23 protein-coding genes are annotated in these 25,164 nt (G+C 46.5%); 4 read left to right on the top strand and 19 right to left on the bottom strand.

The window, feature by feature from the left end; genetic code table 11:
* Nucleotides 1–22 precede the first annotated feature (22 nt).
* From rnhB to rpsB, 15 genes are all read right to left on the bottom strand, one after another.
* The gene (gene rnhB, locus H9J30_RS07585; RefSeq protein ID WP_240130462.1) at nt 23–652 is read right to left on the bottom strand and encodes a ribonuclease HII; all 630 of its coding nucleotides are present in this window, start codon (nt 650–652) and stop codon (nt 23–25) included.
* Nucleotides 652–1,809, bottom strand: coding sequence for a lipid-A-disaccharide synthase (gene lpxB, locus H9J30_RS07580; RefSeq protein ID WP_240130461.1), 1,158 nt, complete (start codon nt 1,807–1,809; stop codon nt 652–654). The genes rnhB and lpxB overlap by 1 nt, the downstream gene beginning before the upstream one ends.
* A 130-nt stretch (nt 1,810–1,939) precedes the next feature.
* Nucleotides 1,940–2,710 carry an acyl-ACP--UDP-N-acetylglucosamine O-acyltransferase gene (lpxA, locus tag H9J30_RS07575; RefSeq protein ID WP_011071796.1) on the bottom strand — a complete coding sequence of 257 codons (771 nt, stop codon included), beginning with the start codon at nt 2,708–2,710 and terminating at the stop codon, nt 1,940–1,942.
* Nucleotides 2,707–3,171: a 3-hydroxyacyl-ACP dehydratase FabZ gene (gene fabZ / locus H9J30_RS07570; RefSeq protein ID WP_011071795.1), complete on the bottom strand. Its 465-nt coding sequence runs from the start codon at nt 3,169–3,171 to the stop codon at nt 2,707–2,709. Before fabZ ends, lpxA begins: the two co-directional genes overlap by 4 nt.
* Nucleotides 3,172–3,202: 31 nt before the next feature.
* The gene (gene lpxD / locus H9J30_RS07565; protein ID WP_240130460.1) at nt 3,203–4,228 is read right to left on the bottom strand and encodes a UDP-3-O-(3-hydroxymyristoyl)glucosamine N-acyltransferase; all 1,026 of its coding nucleotides are present in this window, start codon (nt 4,226–4,228) and stop codon (nt 3,203–3,205) included.
* Nucleotides 4,229–4,231: 3 nt separating this feature from the next.
* Nucleotides 4,232–4,729: an OmpH family outer membrane protein gene (locus H9J30_RS07560; protein WP_037416754.1), complete on the bottom strand. Its 498-nt coding sequence runs from the start codon at nt 4,727–4,729 to the stop codon at nt 4,232–4,234.
* Nucleotides 4,730–4,794: 65 nt separating this feature from the next.
* Nucleotides 4,795–7,275: an outer membrane protein assembly factor BamA gene (gene bamA, locus H9J30_RS07555; protein ID WP_240130459.1), complete on the bottom strand. Its 2,481-nt coding sequence runs from the start codon at nt 7,273–7,275 to the stop codon at nt 4,795–4,797.
* Between the two features lie 31 nt (nt 7,276–7,306).
* Entirely contained in the window at nt 7,307–8,677 is a 1,371-nt protein-coding gene (gene rseP, locus H9J30_RS07550) for a sigma E protease regulator RseP (protein WP_240130458.1), read from the bottom strand.
* A gap of 51 nt (nt 8,678–8,728) precedes the next feature.
* Nucleotides 8,729–9,919 carry a 1-deoxy-D-xylulose-5-phosphate reductoisomerase gene (gene ispC, locus H9J30_RS07545; protein ID WP_240130457.1) on the bottom strand — a complete coding sequence of 397 codons (1,191 nt, stop codon included), beginning with the start codon at nt 9,917–9,919 and terminating at the stop codon, nt 8,729–8,731.
* A 4-nt stretch (nt 9,920–9,923) separates the two neighbouring features.
* The gene (locus tag H9J30_RS07540; RefSeq protein WP_240130456.1) at nt 9,924–10,781 is read right to left on the bottom strand and encodes a phosphatidate cytidylyltransferase; all 858 of its coding nucleotides are present in this window, start codon (nt 10,779–10,781) and stop codon (nt 9,924–9,926) included.
* 20 nt (nt 10,782–10,801) lie between these two features.
* Nucleotides 10,802–11,629: a polyprenyl diphosphate synthase gene (gene uppS / locus H9J30_RS07535; protein ID WP_240130455.1), complete on the bottom strand. Its 828-nt coding sequence runs from the start codon at nt 11,627–11,629 to the stop codon at nt 10,802–10,804.
* 82 nt (nt 11,630–11,711) lie between these two features.
* Nucleotides 11,712–12,269 (bottom strand): ribosome recycling factor, encoded by a 558-nt coding sequence (gene frr / locus H9J30_RS07530; RefSeq protein WP_011071787.1) that lies wholly within the window; start codon nt 12,267–12,269, stop codon nt 11,712–11,714.
* Between the two features lie 30 nt (nt 12,270–12,299).
* A complete protein-coding gene (gene pyrH, locus H9J30_RS07525; protein WP_011071786.1) occupies nt 12,300–13,028 on the bottom strand; it encodes a UMP kinase in 729 nt (242 codons plus the stop codon).
* 70 nt (nt 13,029–13,098) lie between these two features.
* The gene (tsf, locus tag H9J30_RS07520; RefSeq protein ID WP_240130454.1) at nt 13,099–13,950 is read right to left on the bottom strand and encodes a translation elongation factor Ts; all 852 of its coding nucleotides are present in this window, start codon (nt 13,948–13,950) and stop codon (nt 13,099–13,101) included.
* A gap of 119 nt (nt 13,951–14,069) precedes the next feature.
* Nucleotides 14,070–14,798 (bottom strand): 30S ribosomal protein S2, encoded by a 729-nt coding sequence (gene rpsB, locus H9J30_RS07515; protein WP_011071784.1) that lies wholly within the window; start codon nt 14,796–14,798, stop codon nt 14,070–14,072.
* Nucleotides 14,799–15,108: 310 nt separating this feature from the next.
* Here rpsB and map point away from each other — a divergent pair, with 310 nt between their 5' ends.
* The 3 genes from map (at nt 15,109) to dapD (ending at nt 19,418) form a co-directional block, all read left to right on the top strand.
* Nucleotides 15,109–15,906: a type I methionyl aminopeptidase gene (map, locus tag H9J30_RS07510; RefSeq protein WP_240130453.1), complete on the top strand. Its 798-nt coding sequence runs from the start codon at nt 15,109–15,111 to the stop codon at nt 15,904–15,906.
* Between the two features lie 83 nt (nt 15,907–15,989).
* Nucleotides 15,990–18,575 carry a bifunctional uridylyltransferase/uridylyl-removing protein GlnD gene (glnD, locus tag H9J30_RS07505; protein WP_240130452.1) on the top strand — a complete coding sequence of 862 codons (2,586 nt, stop codon included), beginning with the start codon at nt 15,990–15,992 and terminating at the stop codon, nt 18,573–18,575.
* 18 nt (nt 18,576–18,593) lie between these two features.
* Nucleotides 18,594–19,418 carry a 2,3,4,5-tetrahydropyridine-2,6-dicarboxylate N-succinyltransferase gene (dapD, locus tag H9J30_RS07500; protein ID WP_240130451.1) on the top strand — a complete coding sequence of 275 codons (825 nt, stop codon included), beginning with the start codon at nt 18,594–18,596 and terminating at the stop codon, nt 19,416–19,418.
* A gap of 326 nt (nt 19,419–19,744) precedes the next feature.
* Here the strand turns inward: dapD and H9J30_RS07495 are convergent, their stop codons facing one another.
* The 4 genes from H9J30_RS07495 to H9J30_RS07480 all read right to left on the bottom strand — a co-directional run bounded on the left by H9J30_RS07495 (nt 19,745) and on the right by H9J30_RS07480 (nt 24,783).
* A complete protein-coding gene (locus tag H9J30_RS07495) occupies nt 19,745–21,667 on the bottom strand; it encodes an HD domain-containing phosphohydrolase (protein WP_240130450.1) in 1,923 nt (640 codons plus the stop codon).
* Nucleotides 21,668–21,853: 186 nt separating this feature from the next.
* Nucleotides 21,854–22,669, bottom strand: a complete 816-nt coding sequence (gene purU / locus H9J30_RS07490; RefSeq protein WP_240130630.1) for a formyltetrahydrofolate deformylase — start codon at nt 22,667–22,669, stop codon at nt 21,854–21,856.
* A 216-nt stretch (nt 22,670–22,885) separates the two neighbouring features.
* On the bottom strand, nt 22,886–24,367 hold the full coding sequence (locus tag H9J30_RS07485; RefSeq protein WP_240130449.1) for a PTS transporter subunit EIIC: 1,482 nt from the start codon (nt 24,365–24,367) through the stop codon (nt 22,886–22,888).
* The gene (locus H9J30_RS07480) at nt 24,319–24,783 is read right to left on the bottom strand and encodes a flavodoxin (protein WP_240130448.1); all 465 of its coding nucleotides are present in this window, start codon (nt 24,781–24,783) and stop codon (nt 24,319–24,321) included. The genes H9J30_RS07485 and H9J30_RS07480 overlap by 49 nt, the downstream gene beginning before the upstream one ends.
* Before the next feature lie 123 nt (nt 24,784–24,906).
* On the opposite strand from H9J30_RS07480, the gene H9J30_RS07475 reads away from it, so the two are divergent.
* Nucleotides 24,907–25,074, top strand: a complete 168-nt coding sequence (locus tag H9J30_RS07475) for a hypothetical protein (RefSeq protein ID WP_240130447.1) — start codon at nt 24,907–24,909, stop codon at nt 25,072–25,074.
* Nucleotides 25,075–25,164: the final 90 nt, after the last annotated feature.

Below are 25,164 nucleotides of genomic sequence, written 5' to 3'. Positions count from 1 at the left end.
AAATGAAAACACGCAATTGGTGTTAACGCTCCAGTAATGCCTTGACGGGTTTGAAACTTTTACGGTACTGGTCGAACACGCCATGCTCGGCGATGGCCTCAAAATGCGCCTTTGTGGGATAGCCTTTATGCTTGGCAAAACCATATTGAGGATAGGCTGCATCAAGGACGTCCATCTCCCGATCGCGGGTCACTTTAGCAATAATCGATGCCGCACTAATGCTGGCAATCAGGCCATCACCCTTGACTATGCTATGGCTGGAAAGCCTTTGTCCCGCATGGTTAAACGCTGGACTGCGATTACCATCGACTAAAACTAACTCGGGCGCACGCGCAAGCCCTGCCACCGCGCGCTGCATCGCCAGCATTGTGGCATGCAGGATATTCAGATCATCAATTTCCGCAGGACTTGCCCGCCCCACATGAAAGCTTAAGGCTTTTTCACAAATCTCATCGAATAATGCCTCGCGGCGCTTCTCGCTGAGCTTTTTAGAGTCATTTAAGCCCAAAATAGGTCGATTAGGATCGAGGATCACCGCTGCTGTAACCACATCGCCAACGAGGGGGCCGCGGCCAACTTCATCCACCCCGGCCACCAAACTGGTTGAGAACATGGCGATATCTGCGTCAGTCAGCGTCTTAAATACCGCCATTAATTCACTTCCTTAAAATCGACGAGTGCTAACACCGCCTCTGCGGCTTTTTGGCTGGCATCACAACGCAGCACTTGATGTAAACGCTCAAATTCGGCCTTAATCGGCGCAAAGTCTCGGTTAAGTTCAACACCAACTGCGGCAGCAATCTTCTCGGGCGTGCAATCGTGTTGAATCAGTTCCGGCACCACATCGCGTCCTGCTAATAGATTCGGCAAGGAAAAACGATTCACCTGCATCATACGCTTGGCAATACTATAGGTGAGTGGACTGACGCGATACGCCACCACCATCGGACGTTTGATTAACATCGCTTCTAAGGTCGCCGTACCCGATGCGAGTAAAATACCATCAGCGGCGGCCATCACTTCACGTGACTTACCTTCTACCATATGGATTTCCAGATCTGGTGCGTGATCTTTTAAGGCTTGTTCAAACTGCTCACGGCGCTTTTGGTTCACTAAGGGCGTCACAAAGCGAATATCAGGAAATTGCTGTTTAATAAGCAATGCCGCCTTAACAAACGGCTCGGCGAGTTGCTTTAACTCGCCACCGCGCGAACCCGGTAAAATGGCTAAATATTCCACCTCGGGATCCAACTCAAGCAGTTGACGCGCGCTGGCCTTATCGCTTTCGAGCGGAATATCATCGGCCAAGGTATGGCCTACAAAGGTACAAGGCACTTGATGCTTGTCATAAAAGGCTTTCTCGAAGGGCAATAACGACAGCACCATATTGGTTGCCTTGGCGATTTTAAAAATACGCTTAGGCCGCCACGCCCATACCGAAGGGCTAACATAATGTACCGTTTTTATACCCTGCGCTTTTAGCTTGAGCTCTAATCCGATATTAAAATCCGGTGCATCGATACCGATAAAGCAATCGGGCTTAAGTTCGGTGATGGACTTAATCAGGGATGATCGCACATGAAGTAACCGCGGCAAGCGCGATAGCACTTCAACAATCCCCATCACGGCTAACTCTTCCATCGCAAACAGGGATTCGAAGCCTAAGGCTTCCATTCGGGGTCCACCAATACCGACAAAACGAGCATTGGGGTGTGTTTTTTGCAGCGCGGCCATTAACCCCGCACCTAAAATATCGCCGGAGAGTTCTCCGGCGACCATTGCAAACACTAATTGAGATTTTTTGCTCATAAACCAATCATATCTGACAAGTTAATGGCACCGCAGCGAATCTCTGCCATGGCATTTTCTAAAGCAGAATTAACGAGCAGTGCCTATGAATGGCATAGTGTAGAGTCGTAACTCTTAACCCATAATGCCGCTAACGAATAATGCCGCGACCCGAAGATTTGACAAACTCAACGAGCAACTTAACTTGCGCATCATTTTGCGCATCTTCGGCAAGTGCCTCAACCGCTTCTTCAACGGTCAGGCTGCTGCGATATAAGGTTTTATAGGCGCGGCGCACGGCTAATTGACTTTCCTTAGAAAAACCACGGCGCTTCATGCCCTCGCTGTTTAAGCCACGAGGAATCGCGGGCTGACCCGCAGCCATCACAAAAGGTGGCACATCCTGTAGCAATAACGAGCAACCGGCAGTAAAAGCATGGGCACCAATATGCACAAATTGATGCACGCCTGTCATGCCGCCAAGAATCGCCCAGTCACCCACATGCACATGGCCTGCGATAGACGCATTGTTAGCCATAATCACGTTATTCCCCACCACACAGTCGTGGGCAATATGCACATAGTTCATAAACAGGTTGTTGGAACCTATGCGGGTTTCGCTATTGTCTTGAACCGTACCACGGTGAATGGTGACATGCTCACGGATAACGTTGTTATCGCCAATGATAAGGCGTGTTGGCTCACCTGCGTATTTTTTGTCTTGGCATTCTTCACCCACTGAGGCGAATTGGAAAATACGGTTGCCTTTACCTATCACGGTTGGCCCCTTCACCACCACGTGGGAGCTTAACCAACAATCGTCGCCAATTTCGACACCCGCGCCCACATAACTCCATGGACCTATGGTGACGTTTTTACCAATTTTTGCATCTGGATGCACAAACGCTAATGTATCTATCACTGATTAATCTCTCTGCGGGCACACATGATTTCAGCGGAACAAACCACTTCACCATCCACTTTGGCCTCACCATAGAAAACGCCAATCCCGCGGCGCTCTTTAATCATTTTAACTTCAAAATGGATTTGATCACCAGGTTCAACCACACGTCTAAAACGCGCATTATCGATACCCGCAAAATAATACAACACACCAGGAGGTGGCACATCGTCGCTCATGGTCTTAAAAGCAAGTAAACCAGTTGCCTGTGCCATGGCTTCTAAAATCAGCACGCCAGGCATCACAGGCTGGATCGGGAAATGCCCTTGGAAGAAGGGCTCATTAATCGTCACGTTTTTAATCGCATGGAGACTCTCACCTGGGGTGAAATCCAGTACGCGATCGATTAATAGGAATGGATATCTATGGGGAAGATACTTAAGGATCTCCGTAATATCCATAGTGTTCATTTGATTAGACACGAACCTAGTTCCTCAAAATTGCCTAAAGCAATTACTCTGGTGTATTTAAATTCTTTTCGAGCGCCTTCACGCGCTGGAACAGTTCGTCCAATTGACGGAACCGAACTGTGTTTTTACGCCACAAGTTATTATCCATCGCAACTGTCGCAGATGAATATAAACCCGGCTCACGCATATTGCCGGTAACGTTGGTCGCGCCAGAAAGATGCACACCATCAGCAATCGTTAAATGGCCTGCAATCGCGCAGTTACCGCCAATAATACAATGCTTACCAATCGTCACACTGCCCGCTATCGTGGTACTGCCGGCGATGGCGGTATTTTCCCCAATGATATCGTTATGGGCAACCTGCACTTGGTTGTCAATGATCACTCCATTGTGGATCTCTGTATGACCCAATGCACCGCGATCAATGGTTGAATTGGCGCCAATTTCGACTCTATCACCAATACGCACCCCGCCAGTTTGGGGGATCTTAATCCATTGTCCACGCTCATTGGCATAACCAAAACCATCAGAGCCAATAATGGCACCAGAATGAATAATACAATCTTGGCCTAAGTGAACATTATGATACAGAGTGACATTGGCCCATAGACGGGTGTTAGAACCTATGATGGAGTCTTGTCCAATCACAGTGCCCGCGCCAATTTGCACATTTTCACCGAGAATAACATTAGCCCCAATCACCGCATTTGCACCAATCGCAACCCCTTCTCCCAGTTGGGCAGAAGGGTCGATTTGCGCCGACGGATGGATACCCATAGCCGCCTTAGGTGTGGTATCTAAAAGCTGTGCCACACGGGCAAACCCCACATAGGGATCTTTAACAACTAACGCAGTACCTTGATAATCCTGCGCATCTTTAGCCGACAATAACACCGCGCTCGCTTGAGTTGATTCAAGCTGAGCACGGTATTTGCTGTTGGCTAAAAAAGAGATTTGTCCCGATGTGGCATGTTCAAGCGTTGCAACACTGTTGATCACTAAGGTTTCATCGCCCTGAACAACGCCATCTAATAACAGGCTTAACTCTTTTAAAGTCACACTTTTCATTAATTACTTGCCTTTGCTTAAGGCTTCAACCACTTTGCCACTGATGTCAGCGTTTGGCTTAACATAAATGACGGCACCACGCTGTAAAACTAAATCGTATTTTTCTTTTTCAGCGATAGTGTTAATGGCTTTTTGAACCTTCACTAACAGTTTGTTTTGCTCTTCACCTTGGCGACGACGTAAGTCTTCATCCAACGCTTTACCTTTCAACTGATATTCAGATTTTAACGCTTCCATTTTACGGACCAGCTCAGTTTTTTGCGTGTCATTCATTAACGCGCCATCACGTTGCTGCTTCTCCATAAGAGAGCGCATTTCTTCTTGCATTTTCTGAACCTCAGACATGCGATCACCAAACTCTGACTTCAGAGATTGCATGATTTGCTCACGTTGAGGTAACTGTTCAAACACAGCGCCCATATCAACTACAGCAATATTTTCTGCTTGCGCCGCTAAAGGTGCACCTAATAAAGCTAACGTCACCAGGGCACGGTTTACCATCTTGTTCAAAATAGACTCCTTGTTACCTTTGTTATATTCAGCAAAACCTGCCGAGTGTATGCCTTTTAAAAAGTTTTGCCAATATTGAACGAGAAGATCTCTGTTTGATCGCCTTCGTATTCTTTAATCGGCCATGCCAAGCTGAATACCATTGGCCCCATAGGTGATAGCCACTGTAAGCTTAAACCCCAAGAGGCTCTGATACGGCCAGGATCACTGTAGTCCTGCAACTTATCAAACTCTTCCGCTGGCAGCGTTTGATACTTAGCAAAATCGAACTCAGTATCCCATACGTTACCGGCATCAACGAAGAAACTGGTACGTACAGAGTTGGTATAAGCCTCATCCAAGAATGGCGTTGGAACAATTAACTCCAAACTGGCGGTTGCAATGGCGTTACCGCCGATTGAACGACCAGAACTGACCTGAATTTTGTTTGGATCGCCCGGTAAGCTACAGCCATCGCCCGATGGATCAGGCGAGCAGGGTTCACTACCACGGAAAAGATAGAATGAGCGCGGACCAACCGAGTTAGATTTAAAGCCACGCAGTGAACTACTTCCACCTGAATAGTAGTTCTCCCAGAATGGCAGGATTTGGTCATTATCATTATATTGACCATAACCGTTACCATAACCTAAACGACCGCGAGCTAAGATCACAAAACTTTGACTACGGTTGATGGGGAAATAGTAGTTGGTATCGAAATCAGTCTTAAAGTACTGCAGATCTGATCCAGGAACTGTCATTTTACCGCTTAAACGCTGTGACGAACCGTCCGTTGGGAAGGTGCCACGGTTTAAGGTACTGCGATACCAGCCTAAACTCAGTTCAAAGTTATCAAAACTTAAGTCAGCATTTGGATCATCGTCACGGTAAATGTTATAGAAACGCAGCGCCTGCTCATAGGCGGAGATTTCCGAAATCGTGTTATGGCGATAGCCAATACCGCCGTTGATACGGTTGTATTCGTTAATCGGGAAGCCAGAGTTTAACGCCACACCATAGGAGCTGTTTTTATAGCGTTCAAGGTTAGCTTCGTTCGCATCAAACTCGTTCCAGTAAACGCTGCCACCTAAGCTCACACCATCTTTGGTCCAGTACGGATCGGTGTAAGATAAGTTAACGTTTTTAGAGTACTTGTTGGTGCTTAAACTCACCCCCGCTTGGTTACCCGTTCCGAGGAAGTTATTTTGCTGCACACCAAACTGCAAGCTTAGACCTGATTCAGTACCGTAACCCACGCCGGCGTTGAATGAGCCGGAAGGCTGTTCTTTCACCTTAACGGCCACATCGACTAAATCGTCAGTACCGGGGACTTGAATCGTTTCAGTATCAACGGTTTCAAAGAAGCCCAAACGGTTTAGACGCGCTTTAGATTGCTCAACTTGCGCAGAGTTTAACCAAGCACCTTCCATCTGACGCAGTTCACGGCGCATCACTTCGTCTTGAGTGACTGTGTTACCGGTAAAGTTGATGGAGCGAACATACACACGCTTGCCGGGTTTGATATTGATGTTTAAGGTCACTTCCTTCGTTTTATCATCAATTTCTGGGTAGGTTTTCACCTCAGGATAAGCGTAACCAAAGCGGCCTAGGTACTTACTGTACATTTCTTCGGCGAACGTTACATCACCACCGTTGTACATATCGCCCGCCTTAATTGGCAGAATCGATTTCATTAACTCTTCACGGCCCATCAGATCGCCCGTGAGGTTAACGTCTTTTACCTTGTACTTCTCACCTTCATTGACGTTGATGGTGATATACAAACCTTTACGGTCAGGGGTCATCGCCACTTGCGTCGAGGTGACTTCAAAGCGGATATAACCCTTATTGTGGTAATAGGTTTTAATCGTTTCAAGGTCAGCTTGCAGCTTTTGCTTCTGATAGCGGCGCTCACCAAACAGATCCCACCATGCCACATAATCTTTCAGTTCTAACATGCCGATAAGCTCAGCATCGGTGAACTCATGATTACCGACCACGTTAATTTGGCGAATTTCAGCCGCTAAGCCTTCGGTAAATTTGAATTTTAATTCGACGCGGTTACGAGGCAAGTTAATGACTTGCGCTTCGACTTTAGCACCATACTTACCCACGCCGTAATAGAAATCCTGCAGGCCTTTTTCAATGCCCGTCAGCATAGTACGGTCTAAGGATTCGCCGACTTTAACGCCAGAGCCGTCCAGACTTTCCTGTAACTGCTCATCTTTAATGTCTTTGTTGCCTTCAAAGGTCACGGCACTGATGGTTGGCCGCTCTGTCACTTTGACAATAAGCACGCCGCCTTCATGACTGACTGAGATATTTTCAAAGTTAGTCGATGCATACAGGCTTTTAATGGCTTGCTGAAGTTTTAACTGATCTACAGTGTCACCCACTTTCACAGGTAAGCTTAACAAGGCAGCACCCAGTGCGACTCGCTGCAAACCTTCAACTTGGATGTCGGTCACTTCAAAGGGTTGGAAAGTATTCGCCAACACAGTCCCTGAAAACGACGCACCGACGAATAACATCGAGGCAAAAAGTTTATTCAATCTCATAGAGCACTTCTAATTATTAGTCTGTCCTTGCTCAGAGTCGGGCAAAATCGTTGAAGAGCGCAATGCTCATCAACATCAGCAGTAATGCTGCCCCAAATCTGAATCCTATTTCCTGTACCTTTTCAGACACAGGCTTACCTGTAATGACTTCAACGAAGTAATACAGCAGATGTCCCCCATCGAGCACAGGCAATGGCAACAGGTTAATGATGCCTAAATTGACACTGATAAGCGCGAGGAAACCGAGAAAGTAAACCAAGCCATAGTTTGCACTATTGCCCGCACCTTGTGCGATTGAGATAGGTCCACTTAAGTTTTTCACTGACACATCGCCAGTAAATAATTTGCCAATCATCTTAAAGCTCACAGCAACAAGTTGCCATGTTTTATCGGCTGCGATAGCAAAAGAATCGATTGGGCCATATTCGAGTTGCAGACGCATATTCTCAGGCCATTGTGCCTGAGTAGGGCTTACACCAAGCACACCTACATCTTTACCATCACTATTTTTAACACTCGCAGGTGTCACTGAGATGGCAAACTGCTCGCCATTACGGCGCACCGTTAACGCCACTGGCACATTGGCAGAATGTTGAATAATGTCAACAAAAGCTTGCCAATCGGTGTAATTTTGCCCATTGATGGCAACCAAGGTATCACCGACTTTCAGTTCACTCTTAGCCGCCGCACTGCCTTCGCTGATGAGCGCAATTTGTGGCTCAATCGCAGGGCGGTACACTCCCAACCCCAGCGCCGTGATCGGCGACTCTTTCTCAGGGTCGAAACGCCATTGACGGGTATCTAACGTATAGGTGCGAGTATCAGTGTCTAAACCCTGTAAGCCATTTAGCGGCGCAAGGGAGACGGTTATACTGTCATCACCAATATGGCCAACAAGCGCTAAATTGACTTCTTCCCAATTTCGTACTGATTGACCAGAAATCGCCGTCACTTGCATTGGCTCATTCACTTGAATTTGCGCCGCAGCAGTGCCAGGTATAGTTGAGGTAATGACGGGTTTTAGCGATGGCACGCCAATTAAATACATAAAATACAATGCGATAATCGCAAAAATAAAGTTCGCAATGGGGCCAGCCGCAACAATAGCAATCCGTTGCCAGACACTTTTACGGTTAAAGGCTTGCTCCTTTAACTCATCGGGTACGTCTTCAACACGCTCATCGAGCATTTTGACATAGCCACCCAGCGGGATCATGGCAACGACATATTCAGTGCCATCTTTACCGACTTTGCGCCAAATAGCTTTACCAAAACCAATCGAAAAACGTTCAACCTTCACACCACAGCGGCGTGCAACATAGAAATGGCCGTATTCGTGGGCAGTGATCAACAGCCCAAGCGCTACGATAAACGAACCTAAGTTCCACAAAAAATCTAACATTCCACTCCTTATGTCATCGTCAAATCCACTTAAGCCTCACCGAGTGAGGGATTAAGCAAATTTTGCTAACTGTTCGCGGGCATAAATCCGCGCTTGTGCATCGAGGGCGATAATATCATCGATGCTGGGCATCGCCCGTTTTGGCACAGAGGATAAACAGGCTTCATTCACCTTGGCGATATGGGTAAAACCAATCTGCCCTTGTAAAAACGCCTCCACGGCGATTTCATTGGCCGCATTAAGTACCGTTGTCGCCTCTTGACCTTGGGAGCAAGCCTCTATTGCTAACGCTAAACAAGGGAAGCGATTAAAGTCTGGCTCACAAAAGCTTAACTGTCCGACTTTGAAAAAATCTAAAGGTTCAACACCGGAGCGAATTCTTTGCGGATAGGACAAACAATGGGCGATAGGGGTTCGCATGTCTGGGTTGCCCATCTGCGCAATCACACTACCATCGCGGTATTGTACCATCGAGTGAATAACACTCTGCGGATGAATAACCACTTTCAACTGGTCTTTCTGGGTGTTGAACAACCAACGGGCTTCAATAAACTCTAAACCTTTATTCATCATAGTGGCGGAGTCGACTGAAATCTTCGGTCCCATTGACCAGTTTGGATGTTTACAGGCCTGCGCAGGCGTCATTGCCGCAAGATTTGATAGCTCAGTAGTTAAAAATGGACCGCCAGAGCCAGTCAGTAAAATATGGGAAATACCTGAGGCCGCTAAGTCACAGCGCCCTAAATTGCTCTGCACTTCTTCAGGCAAGCATTGGAAAATCGCATTGTGTTCACTGTCGACCGGCAGCAAGGTGGCGCCCGAGGCTTTGGTGGCCTCAATAAACAGCTCGCCGGACATCACCAACGCCTCTTTATTGGCGAGCAATACCCGCTTACCTGCCTTCACCGCCGCCAGTGTGGGCACTAACCCCGCTGCACCAACAATTGCCGCCATCACAGTATCAACCGCTGGTGCGGTGACTAAGGCAATAAGCTCATCCTCACCACTGGTGACTTGGATATTCAGTGCTGCAGGTAATTGCGCCTTGAGTGCTAAAGCGGCTTTGTGGTCAACCATATGGGCAACCTGAGGGCGATGAGCCAAACACAAGGCCAGCATCTTATCAACGCTCGCATTCGCCACTAAAGCATACACTCGATAGGCTGTAGGATTAGCCGAAATCACACTTAAGGTGCTGGCACCAATCGAGCCTGTCGCACCCAAAATCACCATATTTTGCATAGCGTCACATCCAAAATGCAATGTAGATTAGGGTAAACACCGGCAAGGCTGCAGTAAGGCTGTCGATGCGATCGAGTACGCCGCCATGTCCAGGCAAAATCGTGCCCGAATCTTTAATGCACGCGGCGCGCTTAAACATACTTTCTGATAAATCCCCAAGGGCAGAAATTAAAGCCACAAAAAGTGTTACCGCCACGACCAAGCCCAACTCTTGCTCTGGAGAAATAACCATAACGCCAGCAACAACAATTAGTGTAGTGACTAAACCACCGAGCAAACCTTCAAGGGTTTTAGCTGGGCTCACCGCAGGCATTAACTTAGTCTTGCCGACGGCTTTCCCCACAAAATACGCGCCAGAATCGGCCGCCCACACAATCAGCATCACCAGCAATACCAACGATGCACCGTAATAAGGCGATATTTGCGAGCTAATGGATTTAAGGGCAATGAGCGCGACAAAACAAGGCACTAAAGTCAATTGTCCAAACATGGACTTTAGCATCGGATTTTTTTGCCACAGCTTAGCGCTTTTGGGATAAGTCAACACAAGCAGCAGTGACATCATCCACCAAAGGGAACCTATAGTTACCACCGCAAAATAGATGGGGTGAATTTGCCCCCGAAGCCAAATGGTGTCGGCGGGAACAATTAAATTAAGGGCGATCAATAAAATGCCAACGGTGCAAGTAAAACTCCATTGCGTGACATTACATTGACTATCGATGATCCTGCCCCACTCCTTCGCGGCAATCAGAAACACGGCAATCAAGGCCCAAGCAAAATACTCGACAGGGAGTAAATAGATCGCTCCCAAAACTAATGGAATCAACCAAATTGCTGTTATTATACGTTGTTTTAGCAAAAAAAATCCCTCATGACGTTTTACAATGCGCGCATCTCATCAATTTGACTTCCGGTCAAACCAAAACGGCGCTGGCGACTGGCAAAGGTAGCAATCGCTTCATGAAAAGCCTGCTCATCAAAATCAGGCCAAAGGGTGTCCAAAAACACCAACTCAGCATAGGCTGCCTGCCAGAGTACAAAATTGCTGATCCGGTAATCCCCACCCGTACGGATCATTAAATCAACTTCACTCTGATTTTGCATGCACAAATGTTCACTCAAGGCTTCTTCAGTGAACTGACTGCTGGTCATTTCACCAGTTTCAACCTTTTCAGCTAACTTTTGCGCAGCTTGCAGTATGTCCCAACGACCACCGTAATTGGCCGCCACATTCAATATCAATCCGCTGTTGCCTGCAGTTTTTTCTTCTGCGGCACGAATTTGCTTTTGTAAACGCGCAGAAAAACGGCTGATATCGCCAATGATATTCAATTTGACTTGGTTCTTATCGAGTAACTTAATTTCCCGCTGTAGCACGGTAAAAAACAGTTCCATCAACAAGCTGACTTCTTTATCGGGTCTACGCCAATTTTCGCTGGAAAACGCAAATAGCGTTAGCGATTGTATCCCTAACTGACTGGCCGCGCTCACCGCACGTCTCACCGCTTTAACCCCGGCCTTATGCCCCATCACTCGTGGTTTGCCCTGGGTTTGGGCCCAACGTCCATTACCATCCATAATAATCGCGACATGCTTAGGTAATGACTGTTTAACGAGTTCGGGTAATACCTCCGGTAAGCCTGTCTGAGCACAAACATCCGCCTCAGTCGGCCTAGATTGCGGATCAAATTCCACTGTGGATGACATCTAATACAACCCTTTAAAATAGACAAACGCCGTGTAGTATACCCCTACACGGCGTAGCAACTCTAGCTTATAGCGCCTGAGATTAGACTTCCATCAACTCAATTTCTTTGGCCGCTAAAATCTCATCGACCTTCTTGATATGAGCATCGGTGAACTTTTGTACTTCATCTTCAAAGCGACGGACATCATCTTCAGTACATTCTTTGGCTTTTTCGAGTTTCTTCACATCAGAAATCGCATCGCGACGTACGTTACGAATCGCCACACGGCCACCTTCGGCTTCAGCACGTACTACTTTGATAAAATCTTTACGACGCTCTTCAGTCAGCGCAGGTAATGGAATACGTAAGGTCGCACCCGCTGACATAGGGTTTAAACCTAAATCAGAGCTCATGATGGCTTTCTCAACCGCTTGGATTGCGCTGCGGTCAAATACGGTTACTGACAAAGTACGCGCATCTTCAACGCCCACGTTTGCCACTTGGTTAAGCGGTGTCATAGTACCGTAGTAAGATACTTGGATTGAGTCCAGTAAGCTTGGGTGTGCACGACCAGTACGTACTTTAGCCATTTGATTTTTAGTCGCGTCAACGCATTTACCCATGCGCTCTTGAGCATCTTTTTTAATATCTGCAATCACGTTAAATGTCCTTCTTGGTCATTGAATAACTTATTTCGCTTTGATCATTGTGCCTTCTTCTTCACCCATGACCACGCGGCGCAGGGCACCAGGCTTGTTCATGTTGAATACTAGGATTGGCATGTCATGATCACGCGCCATCGTAAAGGCTGCTAAGTCCATTACTTTTAATTCTTTATCCAGCACTTCAGTGTATGTTAATTCATCGTACTTCACTGCTTCTGGATTTTTCATCGGGTCGTCAGAATAAACGCCGTCAACTTTAGTGCCTTTTAGCACGACTTCTGCTTCGATTTCAATGCCGCGTAAGCAAGCAGCAGAATCGGTAGTGCAGAATGGGTTACCAGTACCTGCAGCAAAAATCACCACACGACCTGATTTTAATAAGCTGATCGCCTCAGCCCAATTGTAGTCATCGCACACCCCTTTTAATGGGATAGCCGACATCAGACGAGCATTAACATAGGCACGGTGCAGGGCATCACGCATGGCCAAGCCGTTCATAACCGTTGCCAGCATACCCATGTGATCGCCCACCACACGATTCATGCCCGCTTTTGCTAAGCCTTCACCGCGAAATAGATTACCACCACCAATGACCACCCCCACCTGAATGCCTAACTCTACCAGCTCTTTCACTTCTTGAGCCATGCGATCTAACACTTTAGGGTCGATGCCGAAGCCTTCGTCGCCCATCAGTGCCTCGCCACTTAATTTTAGAAGAATGCGTCTAAATGCAGGTTTTGGATTGGTGCTCATAATTTTTATATCCTGGTCATAACAAGACCGCAGCCATTGCTGCGGTCTTGGGGGTATTTAGCGTTGGCGATTAAGCCTTTTTAGAAGCAGCGATTTGAGCAGCAACTTCAGCTGCGAAATCTTCTTCTTTCTTCTCAATACCTTCACCAACTTCTAAACGGATGAAGTTAGTGACTTTAGCGCCTTTCTCTTTCAAGAATTCGCCAACAGTTTTCTTTGGTTCCATGATGTAAGCTTGACCAGTCAGAGAAATCTCACCTGTGAACTTCTTCATACGACCAACAACCATTTTCTCTGCGATGTCAGCAGGTTTGCCTTCATTCATAGAGATTTCGATTTGCAGAGCTTGTTCGCGAGCAACTACGTCAGCTGGAACGTCTTCTGGGTTAACGTATTCTGGCTTAGAAGCAGCAACGTGCATAGCTAGGTGCTTCAGAGTTTCCTCGTCCGCTTCACCCGTTACAACTACACCAATACGCTCACCGTGACGGTAAGAAGCTAATTGAGTGCCGTCGATGTACTCAACGCGACGAACGTTGATGTTTTCACCGATTTTAGCAACCAGAGCAACACGTGCTTCTTCGAATTGGGCTTTTAAGTCTTCTAAAGTCACTTTAGACGCTGCAGCAACGTCTAAAACAGCGTTAGCAAAACCTAAGAAGTTCGCATCTTTAGCAACGAAGTCAGTTTGGCAGTTTACTTCTAACAGTACTGCGAAACCTTCACCGTTTTTGATCAGGATAGTACCGTCAGCAGCAATGTTACCTGCTTTCTTAGCAGCTTTAGCAGCACCAGACTTACGCATGTTGTCAATTGCTAACTCCATGTCGCCGTTGGTTTCTTCTAACGCTTTTTTACAATCCATCATGCCTGCGCCAGTACGCTCGCGCAGTTCTTTAACTTGGGCAGCAGAAATTGCCATTGTTAAATCCTCTCTAAAAATTCGACTAATTTGCAGATATAAAACAGGGGCCGAATGGCCCCTGTTAACCAATCAAAATCTTGGTTAATAAGGGTGATGAAACTCATCCCGCCTTATTATTATTCGGCTTCTACGAAACCGTCTTGCTCAGCTTGAACAGCTAAATCTTGACCACGGCCAGCATTAGCTGCTGCAGCAACAGAAGTAGTGTACAGGCGAATAGCACGCATCGCGTCGTCGTTACCAGGAACGATGTAGTTAACACCATCTGGCGCAGAGTTAGTATCAACAACTGCAACAACAGGGATACCCAGGTTGTTAGCTTCTTTAATAGCGATATGCTCGTGGTCAGCGCCGATAACGAATAATACGTCTGGCAGGCCGCCCATGTTTTTAATACCGCCTAAAGATTTTTCCAGCTTTTCAAGCTCACGAGTACGCATCAGCGCTTCTTTTTTGGTCAGCTTGTCGAAAGTACCGTCTACTGATTGGCTTTCCAGTTCTTTCAGACGTTTGATTGACTGACGAACGGTTTTCCAGTTAGTCAGCATACCGCCTAACCAACGGTGATCAACATAGTACTGATCACAAGAAATTGCAGCTTCTTTGATCGCTTCGCCAGCAGCACGTTTAGTACCAACGAATAATACTTTACCTTTCTTTGAAGCAACGTTGCTGATGAAAGCCAGTGCTTCATTGAACATTGGCACTGTATGCTCAAGGTTGATGATGTGAACGCCGTTGCGAGCACCGAAAATGAATGGCTTCATTTTTGGGTTCCAGTAACGGGTTTGGTGACCGAAGTGGACACCGGCCTGGAGCATATCGCGCATTGAAACTGTAGTCATTTCTATTACCTTAAAATTTAGGGGGTTAGACCTCCACGTATCCCATGTCTTCGACCCCGCAGTTAACAGCTGAGGGCACCCCGAAGAATGTGTCGACACGTGTGTGATTTAGTATTTAGATAAATTGCCATGTATAATGGCCGCCATCTTTAGTTTTGCTATCGCCCAAAAGCAGTTTAAAGCTGAGCTTGGGTAATTCATCAAGACTTAAACATAACGGCGCGCTTTATACCATAAATAGCCCTAAAGCACAAATTTTTGCATCGGGTTGATGGCGCCAATAGACATCGAAGACACAAGAGAAAACACAATGAGTATAGTCATTAAGACAGCAGAAGAAATCGAGAAAATGCGCGCAGCGGGTAAGCTTGCGGCACAGGTGTTAGAAATGATCGCGCCTTATGTTAAGGTGGGGGTCAGCACTAATGAATTGAACGATATCTGCGCAAAATATACCGAAGAGCAAGGCGCGATTTCAGCTCCGCTCAACTACCATGGTTTTCCAAAATCTATCTGTACTTCGTTAAACAACGTGATTTGCCACGGAATTCCGAGCGATCGCGTTTTAAAGGATGGCGATATTCTCAACATCGATATCACTGTTATTAAAGATGGTTACCACGGCGATACCTCTAAAATGTTCTTAATTGGTGAAGTGAGTCCTAAGGACAAGCGTCTGTGCCGCATCGCCCAAGAGAGTTTATATCTTGCCATTCGTAAGGTTCGTCCAGGGTTAAAACTGGGCGAAATCGGCAATACTATTGAAAAATTCATCAAAGCCAGCAAAACAGGCCTTGAGAAATATTCCATCGTGCAAGATTATTGTGGCCACGGTATTGGCGCGGGTTTCCATGAAGAACCCCAAGTGATGCACTACCGTAATGGCGACAACACCATTTTACGCCCAGGCATGTGTTTTACTATTGAGCCGATGATCAACGCCGGTCGTCACACCACAGTACTAGATCGTGACGATAACTGGACGGTAACGACCTCCGATGGTAAAAACTCAGCCCAGTGGGAACACACGTTATTAGTGACCCCAAACGGTGTTGAAGTCCTGACGCTGCGCGATGAGGAAGATTTCCCGCGGATCATTAATCACTAATAACAATCGTTAAACTATCCACCAAGCCATAATATGACCTTGGTGGATAGCAAATATCTTAACGCATCCAAACAAGGGACTCGATGAATACAGCGCTGCTAGCAAAACAATCATTAATCGAACAGAATCAAACGCTTTTAGCAAGATTCAAAGCCAAAACCCCGATTGAAGAGCTAGTCACTCAGCGCTGTCAGTTTGTTGATTCCCTCGTTAAACAGGCCTGGCAACAGCATGGCCTAGACCAATACCCTATCGCCCTGATTGCCGTTGGCGGTTACGGCCGAGGAGAGCTGCATCCTCACTCGGATGTCGACCTGTTATTTCTCTTCGAAGGTGAATTATCAAAAGCCGCTGAAACCACGCTAAGCGAATTTATCGCCTTTTTATGGGACGCAAATCTCGAGATTGGTCATAGCGTCCGTACCCTCGATGATACGTTGCGCCTTGGTCGAGACGACATTACCATTGCCACCAACTTGCTTGAGGCGCGCTTGCTCACAGGGCCTGAAACCTTATTTGACCAGCTCTATGATGCCATTCGTCAAAGCGATTTTTGGACTTCGAGCAACTTCTTTATCGCCAAACGGGATGAGCAAAATGCTCGCCATGCCAAGGCGAGTGCCTTTGATCTTGAACCCAATATAAAAAGTTGTCCGGGCGGCCTTCGGGATATTCAAACCATCGCCTGGGTCGCCATGCGCCACTTTGGCGCCTCGCGCCTAGAAGAACTGGTTGAATATGAGTTTTTAGAACCCGCCGAATTAGAAGAGCTGCTCGAGTGTCAGCATTTTTTATGGAAGCTGCGTTTTGCCCTGCACATGGCTGTAGGCCGTGATGAAAACCGCCTGCTGTTTGACGTACAGCGTCAAGTAGCCGAGTTGATGGGGTACGAAGACGCCACCCAACTTGCCGTTGAGCAAATGATGAAACGTTACTATCGCACGGTACGCCGCGTGATGGAACTCAACGAAATGCTGCTGCAACTGTTTAAGCGGGCAACTCTTGGTCAAACGAAAGCTTTAGAAATCCAAGCCATTGATGATAACTATCAGCGCCGTGGCGCCTTTATCGAAGCATTAAGCGACGATCTATTCGATAGCGGCGAAGAAATTGTGCGTTTGTTTGTGCATATTGCCAAAAACTCCAATATTAAAGGCATTTATGCGCCAACACTGCGCTCACTAAGGCGTGCACGCCGGGCGCAGCAGCAACCCTTGCAAGAAAATCCACTGTGCCGCCAAGCCTTTATGGAGATATTAAAGCATCCACGCGGTATTGCAGCGTTATCACTTATGCATAAGCACGGGGTGCTCTCAGCCTATTTACCTGCTTGGCGTAATATTGAAGGCCAAATGCAGTTTGACCTGTTCCACGCCTATACGGTGGATGAACACACCCACAGATTGCTGCTCAATATCGAACGCTTCTCGCAGCCAGAACAAAAAGAAGAGTTTCCTTTAGGCTCAGTGCTGATAAACCAGTTGCCGAAAAAAGGTTTGTTAGTGCTCGGCGCCATTTTCCATGATATCGCCAAGGGCCGCGGCGGCGATCACAGCAAGCTTGGCTCAAGCGATGCCCTCGCCTTCTGTAAACTTCATGGCTTGAACGACCACGATGGCCGCTTAGTCGCTTGGCTGGTTGAGAATCACTTAGTGATGTCGGTGACAGCCCAGCGCCGTGATATTTCCGATCCCGATGTGGTCGCGGACTTTGCCAGCAAAGTGCGCGATGCGGTGCATTTAAGTTATTTGTACTGTTTAACCGTGGCCGATATCTGCGCCACCAACGAAAAGACTTGGAATAACTGGAAAGGCTCACTACTGCGCGACTTATATTTTTCCACCCAAAGGGTGCTCGCGCGCGGCAAAGAAAAGCCCGTCGATATTCGGGCTAGGGTGCGCGAATACCAAGCCAAGGCCAAAAAAGAATTACTGCGGCGCGGCATTAAAGAAAAAGATTTAGATACCCTTTGGCAACGCTTTAAGGCCGACTACTTTTTGCGCCACCAGCCCAATCAGGTAGCTTGGCATGCTGAAGCCATCCTCAAGCATAAGCAGGTAGATGAACCCTTAGTGCTGGTTTCAAAACACACGACCCGCGGCGGCACAGAGCTATTTGTCTATTGCCAAGACAGACCTAAGTTATTTGCTACTGTGATGGCGGTGCTAGACAATAAAAACATTAACGTTCATGATGCTAACATCATGACATCAAAAGATAATTACGCGCTAGACACCTTTGTTATCCTCGAGCAAGACGGCGAGCCCGTCAGCCAACTCTCGCGCATACAAAGTATCCGTAAAGCCCTTGAAAAAGCGCTCGCCAGTGATAACCCTAAACTGCCACGCTTTAGAAAACTGTCGCGCAAGATGAAACCTTTTAATGTTCCCACCCAAGTGAGTTTCCTTGAGAGTAACCGTCATGGTACAAGTATGATGGAGCTTATCGCCTTGGATACACCGGGATTATTAGCTAAAGTGGGCGATATTTTTTATCGTTGCAACACGACTTTGCTCTCCGCCAAAATCACCACCATCGGCGAGCGAGCGGAAGACTTTTTTATTTTGCAAACCAATGATGGCTTGCAACTCAATGAAACCCAAGAGCATACGCTCAAGGAAGCCTTGATTAGCGCACTGAGCGCCATCAACACAGAGTCAACCAATTAACCACAACGGGAGAAGTAAATGGAGGCTTTACGCCAACGTATTGAGGCCGCTTTTGAAGCGCGTGCCGACATCACACCAAGCACTGTTGACGCTAGCGTGCGTAGCGATGTGCAACATGTCATCAATATGCTCGACAAGGGTGAACTGCGCGTTGCTGAAAAAATCGACGGCCAATGGCATGTTCATCAATGGTTGAAAAAGGCGGTATTACTGTCATTCCGTATTTTTGATAACGCCGTTATTGATGGTGCCGAAACCAAATATTTCGACAAAGTGCCGTTAAAGTTCGCCGAGTACGATGAAGCTCGCTTTAAAGCCGAAGCCATCCGCGTGGTGCCTTCAGCCACTGTTCGTAAAGGCTCGTTCATCGGTAAAAACACCGTATTAATGCCATCTTACGTTAATTTAGGCGCTTATGTTGACGAAGGAACCATGGTCGACACTTGGGCGACTGTAGGCTCATGCGCGCAAATTGGTAAAAACGTGCATTTATCGGGTGGTGTAGGCATTGGTGGCGTACTGGAGCCACTGCAAGCAGGCCCAACTATTATCGAAGATAACTGCTTTATCGGTGCGCGCTCTGAGATTGTTGAAGGCGTCGTGGTTGAAGAAGGCTCAGTGATTTCCATGGGCGTATATATCGGCCAAAGTACCCGAATCTATGACCGTGAAACCGGTGAAGTCCATTATGGCCGCGTGCCAGCAGGCTCTGTAGTCGTATCAGGTAACCTGCCCTCAGCTTGCGGTAAATACAGCCTCTATGCTGCGATTATCGTGAAAAAAGTGGATGCGAAAACCCGTAGCAAAGTTGGTATCAACGAACTGTTACGTATCGTCGATTAATGACTAGGGCGTGTTGACGTTTCAGGTTTTAGGCAGCAATTTGGCTGACGTTTATGCAAGGCAAACGTCCGTACAATGTAGTTATTCTACATAAACGGACAATAACCCAGCAGAAACAGTAATCCAAATGCTGCCCGAAGGGTTCGTCTGGTATGCCATTGCTCTTACTTTCTGCCATAAGAGTCGCTCGTCATTTGAGTAGAATAACGACACATCATTGCTTGTTTCGCGAGAATGAGCTTGCCAGAACGAACAAAAGTTAATCTAGAAACATCAATACGCCCTAGCACTCCCCCAAAAGTCCTTGTTGGTATTGGGGAGTGATTTTAGATTAAATGGGCATACTCATTGATAGTACTTCTCGCCATCGCAATCGCCCGCCAACCAATTAATCCTATCGGCCGTTGCTGTTTATTCAACACAATCAAAAACTCATTATCTGATTGATTCAGCTGGATCCGCGCATCCTCAAGGGTAGCAGCCTCATTAATGGTTGCGATATTGCTTTGCATGATGTGATGGGCTTTTTTATGCAAAAGTATCCCATCGTATTCAATGATGTCCGCCATTTTGGGACTAATCCAATGCTCAAGAATTGCTTGGCTCACTAACCCAATCATTTTTTGGCTATCATCCAACACAATAGCAACCTTGATATTGGACTTGAGCATAACAGCTTTGATATCCAGTAAACCCTGCTCTGCAGAAATCTCAATTATAGGTTCAAGCACCACACTCCCGATGTGATCACTAATACTAATCTCCTGATTGACTAAGATCGTCAAACACGTTTCAACAATTTCAGGATCATACAAAGTCCCCTTTCCATCACGTAACACTTCCGTCATTTTTTTAAGGCCCAAAGAGGGACGATAGGGTCTATGGGATAAAATAGAATCCGCCACGTCCGCTACCGCAATAATTTTAGCCTCGTATAAAATTTCGTTATCCGTTAATCCCGCAGGATAGCCAGAGCCATCAAGACGCTCATGGTGCTGAAGGATCATCTCTCTTATCGGCCAAGGAAACTCGACGTCTTCGACAATTTCGGCACCATGTTGAGGATGGGTTTGGATCAGCGCAAACTCCTCCTTAGAGAGTTTGGCTGGCTTAGTTAAGATCTGCGACGGAATGGCTAACTTACCAATGTCATGCACAAGCGCACCTATTTTTAATCCCTCTAATCGATGTGGCGATAGTCCTAACTTTTCACCAATTAAATAACTGAGTTGAGCGACGGACTTTTGATGTCCTGCGGTATATGCATCTTTAAGTTCAAGTGCTTCTGAAATAGCACTGATCAGTTGAGTTAACGATTGGGATAACTGCTCTTTTTGAGCTTTTATAATTTTTGATTGGCGAGATACCGCCCTTAATGATCTTGGTAGCTCAATGGAATGCCATAAAATATTGGCAAACGTCAGAAGGGACCGTGCGTCACTGTGGCTGTATGGCTCACTACGATGGAGCACACAGACTAAGCCCATAATACGCGAGCGAAATAAGATCGGCACAGCCAAATAAGCTTCTTTTAATAATAAGTTATCCATTGTTGCATTAATAATATGGCCAACATTATCGCTTAAATTATGAATGATCGGCCGATAGTTTTTTACGCACTCTAACCACAGCCGACAGTCTGAAGAGGCGATTTTAGTGTTTTCTTCAGGCAATCCACCCTCCGCACAAATACCGTTCGGATAAGCAGAGCGCGCCACTAAGGTCAGAGAATCGGATTTCTCATGATGCAATAAAATAAAACCATAACGACTACCTGTAAGCGCCATCGCCTTAGCGACTGCAACCTTAAAAATATCCTCTTGGGGAGATTTTATAACATCCTCAATATGTTGCAGCCATGAATCGCTAGCTTGGATAATACGGCGATAATCGGGGTGTAACTCATTAAACTGCGGATCGGTGAAATTGATATCTGACAACAGTAAATACCATCCATCACACTCTCTGTAGAGGGAGAAATGGATACTGTTGCCCTCCTGATCATGCAGTTGAAATCCAATGTGTGGGCTTTGACGGCAAACAATCTGTTCGCGTAATTGCTCGTTAAAACCAGTAAAGATATGACCTATCGGTTGATTAATAATTTGAGCGGCAGACCGCTGACACCGCTGATAAAAAGCCTGGCTCATCTGTTTAACACAAAATTGCTCATCCAAATGAGCCCACGACAACGCTAAATTTTCAGGTAAATCTTTTATTCCGACAATCAGACTGTGAATTTTTGGCATCCAACACCCCTTCCATGACAAATCCTTAAACTGTCGTATTGGCTAAGAATCGCTTGAAATGAATCCATAACTCCTTAATAAACATAATACTAGCAAAGTAAACGTTTTTTGCAGGCTAAAAAATTAACAGGCTCAGTCAAAGCCTATGGGTAAACTCAAACTGAGCGTCCACACTGATTAACAGCATTAGAAAACGATGGTTTTATTGCCGTAAACCACCACTTGCTCATTTAACACTAACTGCAACGCCTTGCTGAGAACACTTTTTTCAACGTCTCTACCTGCTTTTGCCATTTCTAATGCGCTGTAGCTGTGGTCAACTGGGATCACATCCTGCTTGATAATCGGTCCTTCATCGAGGCAGTTATTCACAAAATGCGCCGTCGCACCGATGATTTTGACTCCTCGCTCCCACGCCTGACGATAGGGCGCAGCACCAATAAATGCAGGCAGGAAAGAATGATGGATATTGAGGATGCGGTTAGGATATTCGGCCACAAAATCGGGCGTTAACACTCGCATATATTTGGCGAGCACTAAATAGTCTGGCGAGTATTGCGACACAGCAACCAATAACGCCTGCTCATGCTGAATTCTGTCGAGCCCTTCGTGACTGACAAGATGAAAAGGAATATCAAATTTTTCAACAAGTTCTCTAAGTACATCATGGTTGCCCACCACGGCGGCAATTTCAACGTTCAAGCCACCGTAATAGGCCTTCATTAACAGATCGCCGAGGCAATGGGCCTCTTTAGTGACTAATATAACGATGCGTTTCTTGCCCGCACTCACTAAAGTCATATGATTTTGAGCGGGTAATACTTGACGCAGATCCTGCAATAATTGCTCGCTGTGAAAATGGCCTTCGAGCTCAGTGCGCATAAAAAATCGTCCCTGCGCATTATCCACAAACTCACTGTTTTTAATAATGTTAAGTTGATGGTTAAAGCACACACTGGTGATTTTAGCGATAAGCCCTTGGGCATCGGCACAATCTGTCATCAGAATTTTACGGGCTAAAGCTGGCTGAGCGCTTGTTCGATGTTCATGCTGTGACTGCAAAATCTGATCTCCTCTATAACCCCTCACATGAGTGTGCCATAGTCAATCTGGCTGTACAGCATGAAAAACTTATTATTTCGCTCAAAAAGTGATATTAACGGCAATTGACTTCATTAAATACAAAAAATCAGTAATTAGTTTCAACAACCAACAATATTAACGCCGCGTATCTAAATAGCGTTGCAACACTTTACGCAGGGTTTCTGCCTTAGTGCCATAAACTATTTGTACCCCTTTGCCCATCACAATCACCCCCTTAGCGCCTAACTGACTGAGCCGAACTTTATTGACTAACTCAGGGCTATGTACACTTAAGCGTAATCGGGTTAAACAGGCATTGAGCTCCACAATATTATCGCGCCCTCCTAATGCCGCAATGATTGCCCTTAAGCTCTCTTTTGAACCATGGGTGCCATCAGATTGAAGCCGTCCTGGCGTTTTTAAATTAAATGCCAGAATACTTCCCCTAAACAAGATGTAATAAATCACCGCTGTGAGTGGCCCTAACACAGCAAACCACCCCGTATTGCGCGAAAGTGAAAACAACAGCGTAAAATCCACCAGCCCATGGGAAAACACAATACTGTGGTGAATATCGAGCATAATACAGACAAAATAAGCCAGTCCCGACAGCATGACATGGATAAGAAACAACAGCGGCGCCACAAACATAAAGGCAAATTCAATGGGTTCAGTCACCCCAGTCAGCCAACTGGCTGCTGCAGCCGAGAGCATAATACCCGCCACTCGATTGCGCTCCGAGGCATCAGCGCAACGCCAAATGGCCAGCGCCGCTGCTGGTAATCCCCACATTTTAATCAGATAACCACCCGCTAAATTTCCCGCTTGCGGATCGCCAGCTAAATAACGCGCCACTTCGCCACGCACCACTTCCGCATCCTGCAACTGATATTGACCGACTTCTAAATAAAACGGCGCATTCCAAATATGGTGTAAGCCTAAAGGGATAAGTAATCGCTCAAGCGCGCCATATACGCCAAAAGCAATCGCAGGCTTTTGGTAAACAGCCCAGTCAGAGACTCGCTCAATCAATAAGGATAAAGACGGCCATATATGGGCTAGCACATAACCTAAGCCCATTGCCAAAGGAATAATCAACAAAGACGCACTGCGTCGCCCTTCAAAAAAGGAAAAAATCGCCGGCAAGCGAATATACTGGCTCCAACGCACTGCAAAGCATGTGACGCCGCCAATCAGCATACCACCCGCAATTCCCGTATCTAAGGTTTCCATGCCAAGTACTAATTGAGTGGGCAGTTGGTAAAGGTCGGCTAAGGCAGCCAAGGTTGCTGTCATCACGCCATAGCCAAAAACGGCAGTAAATGCTGCAATCCCCTGATCTCTGCAAAAACCAATCGCCACCGCCACCGCAAACAAAATCGGCATAATCGCGAAAATCAGCTTACCTACAGCCAGCATTAATACATTAAGTACTTCTGGCATAAAGGGGATTGGGCTTACCGTCAACCCCAGCATCACCCCCGCGGCGGGTAAAATGGCAATAGGGATTAACAGCGCTTGACTTAAGCGCTGGGCAAATTTAAACCATTGCTGGGTGACAAAATGGCCTAAGCGGCGCGCTCGGATTTGACGATTTGATTCCAGCTTTGCAGCCATTTTATCGCTTCGACCTCGGGTTCCATGGTTTCACAGGCATCAATATCAAGACGAGCAACAATGGGCTGTGCGCCTAATTCTGTCAGTAATTCATCCACTGACTTGCCCGCACCGCAAAAGGTGTCGTAACTCGAATCACCTAAAGCAATCACACTGTATTTCAGTTCAGGTAGATAAGGCGCAGTTTCCTTAAGATGATAGTACCAAGGTTGGATATCATCGGGTAAATCACCTTGACCAGTGGTTGAAGTCACCACAATTAACAGCTCGTCTTGAGGGGGAATAAACTGACTGATTTCATTCGGCTGCCATAATTTGGCATCATAACCGAGTTCTGTAAGGGCTTTTTCTAAGGTTTCTGCGGTAAATTGTGCGCTACCATACACAGTACCAAAGACCAGATTAACTATTTTCATGATATACTCCGTCCCACATGCGTAAACGCAACTTAGCTGAAGTTACTTTATTGTTATGCTTTAGGGCAAGCGACAAGGTAAAAATTTTATAAATCAAGTTATTGAGCATGAGGAAGTACACTGATGCGACAGAGCAATAGGCAAAAACACCTCAAGCACCAACATAAAAGCACTCAAATAAGACGTAAACATTACTTTCACGCTGCTCAGCAAAACCTGCAAACGCCACTGCAACCCACAGTGGGGTTTTCAAGCTTAGTCACCCTAATGCAAGAGTTAACCAGTAATTAAGCTGTCAACCGCATTGTTAAACAGCCAATGTAAAAGGCAAACACACTCCATTAGCAAGGTCGTATATGTATGCGGAGATCTTGATACATC

Source organism: Shewanella cutis (genome assembly GCF_022410515.1).
GTDB lineage: Bacteria > Pseudomonadota > Gammaproteobacteria > Enterobacterales > Shewanellaceae > Shewanella > Shewanella cutis.
The sequence above is the reverse complement of the archived record's forward strand: the minus strand, read 5'-3'. Positions and strand labels throughout refer to the sequence as shown.

Bases quoted from the DNA above. Each gene is read 5' to 3' on its own strand.
- bamA (WP_240130459.1), bottom strand. From the start codon at position 7,275: ATGAGATTGAATAAACTTTTTGCCTCGATGTTATTCGTCGGTGCGTCG.
- H9J30_RS07485 (WP_240130449.1), bottom strand. From the start codon at position 24,367: ATGGCTGCAAAGCTGGAATCAAATCGTCAAATCCGAGCGCGCCGCTTA.
- rnhB (WP_240130462.1), bottom strand. From the start codon at position 652: ATGGCGGTATTTAAGACGCTGACTGACGCAGATATCGCCATGTTCTCA.
- purU (WP_240130630.1), bottom strand. From the start codon at position 22,669: ATGACAGATTGTGCCGATGCCCAAGGGCTTATCGCTAAAATCACCAGT.
- lpxB (WP_240130461.1), bottom strand. From the start codon at position 1,809: ATGAGCAAAAAATCTCAATTAGTGTTTGCAATGGTCGCCGGAGAACTC.
- tsf (WP_240130454.1), bottom strand. From the start codon at position 13,950: ATGGCAATTTCTGCTGCCCAAGTTAAAGAACTGCGCGAGCGTACTGGC.
- map (WP_240130453.1), top strand. From the start codon at position 15,109: ATGAGTATAGTCATTAAGACAGCAGAAGAAATCGAGAAAATGCGCGCA.
- dapD (WP_240130451.1), top strand. From the start codon at position 18,594: ATGGAGGCTTTACGCCAACGTATTGAGGCCGCTTTTGAAGCGCGTGCC.
- H9J30_RS07480 (WP_240130448.1), bottom strand. From the start codon at position 24,783: ATGAAAATAGTTAATCTGGTCTTTGGTACTGTGTATGGTAGCGCACAA.
- H9J30_RS07560 (WP_037416754.1), bottom strand. From the start codon at position 4,729: ATGGTAAACCGTGCCCTGGTGACGTTAGCTTTATTAGGTGCACCTTTA.
- rseP (WP_240130458.1), bottom strand. From the start codon at position 8,677: ATGTTAGATTTTTTGTGGAACTTAGGTTCGTTTATCGTAGCGCTTGGG.
- rpsB (WP_011071784.1), bottom strand. From the start codon at position 14,798: ATGACTACAGTTTCAATGCGCGATATGCTCCAGGCCGGTGTCCACTTC.
- H9J30_RS07495 (WP_240130450.1), bottom strand. From the start codon at position 21,667: ATGCCAAAAATTCACAGTCTGATTGTCGGAATAAAAGATTTACCTGAA.
- glnD (WP_240130452.1), top strand. From the start codon at position 15,990: ATGAATACAGCGCTGCTAGCAAAACAATCATTAATCGAACAGAATCAA.
- pyrH (WP_011071786.1), bottom strand. From the start codon at position 13,028: ATGAGCACCAATCCAAAACCTGCATTTAGACGCATTCTTCTAAAATTA.
- lpxD (WP_240130460.1), bottom strand. From the start codon at position 4,228: ATGAAAAGTGTGACTTTAAAAGAGTTAAGCCTGTTATTAGATGGCGTT.
- H9J30_RS07475 (WP_240130447.1), top strand. From the start codon at position 24,907: ATGCGACAGAGCAATAGGCAAAAACACCTCAAGCACCAACATAAAAGC.
- ispC (WP_240130457.1), bottom strand. From the start codon at position 9,919: ATGCAAAATATGGTGATTTTGGGTGCGACAGGCTCGATTGGTGCCAGC.
- uppS (WP_240130455.1), bottom strand. From the start codon at position 11,629: ATGTCATCCACAGTGGAATTTGATCCGCAATCTAGGCCGACTGAGGCG.